This window comes from Delftia tsuruhatensis NBRC 16741, assembly GCF_001571325.1.
In the GTDB taxonomy this organism is placed as follows: Bacteria; Pseudomonadota; Gammaproteobacteria; order Burkholderiales; family Burkholderiaceae_C; genus Comamonas; species Comamonas tsuruhatensis.
This window is the reverse complement of the sequence record NZ_BCTO01000126.1, coordinates 1-922: the sequence shown is the minus strand read 5'-3', so window position 1 is coordinate 922 and position 922 is coordinate 1. Positions and strand designations below refer to the sequence as shown.

At 61.2% G+C, this 922-nt stretch carries 1 protein-coding gene; it reads left to right on the top strand.

Annotated features, from left to right (window positions below):
* Nucleotides 1-922: phage late control D family protein (locus DTS01S_RS29265; protein WP_156493802.1), on the top strand; the 922-nt coding region annotated here is incomplete at both ends.

Sequence of the window (922 nt, the reverse complement as noted above, 5' to 3'; positions counted from 1 at the left end):
TGCATTTCCGTGAATTGCGCGGCCAGGAAAACATCAGCCAGCTCTTCAGCCTCGATGTGGAAATGCTCAGCGAAAGCGAAAGCATCGATCCCAAGGCCCTATTGGGCAAAAACGCCACCATAGAAATAGAAACCCAGGGCGGCGGCAGGCGCTTCATCGACGGCATCGTCACCCGCTTTGGCATGCAGGGCCAGGACCACCGCCACTACGCCTACAAGGCGCGGCTGAGCCCCTGGCTGTGGCTGGCCACGCGCAAGAGCGACTTTCGCATCTTCCAGAACCTCAACGTGCCCGACATCGTCGAGCAGGTATTGGGCGTCTATGGCCATCCAATGCAAAGGAAACTCACGCGCGCCTATCGCAGTTGGGATTACTGCGTGCAATACAACGAAAGCGATTGCGACTTCGTCTCGCGATTGATGGAGCACGAAGGCATCTACTATTTCTTCGAGCACGCATCGGGCCGGCACACCCTGGTGCTGTGCGACGACATCATTGCCTCGCACGGCGCATTGCCCGGTGGCGAATCCATTCCCTTCTATCCCCCGGAAAAAGCCGCCGCGGGCGATCAGGAAAACATCCACGCCTGGCAGCTGGAGCAGGAAATCAAGCCGGGCCGCCATTACATCGACGACTACGACTTCAAAAAGCCCCGGGCCGAACTGTCCCACATGCGCCGCGATCCACCGGGCCATGCGCACGATGGCCATGAAACCTACGAATGGCCGGGCGGCTACACGGAGTACGGCGACGGAGATGCCTACATCCGCGTGCGCCTGAAGCAAGGCCTCACGGGCCACAGCCGGGTGCGGGGCCAGTCCTGCCACCGGGCGCTGGCCACGGGCTACACCTTCAGCCTCTACAACTACCCGCGCGGGGACCAGAACCGGCAGTACCTGATCACGGGCCTGAGCTACCACCT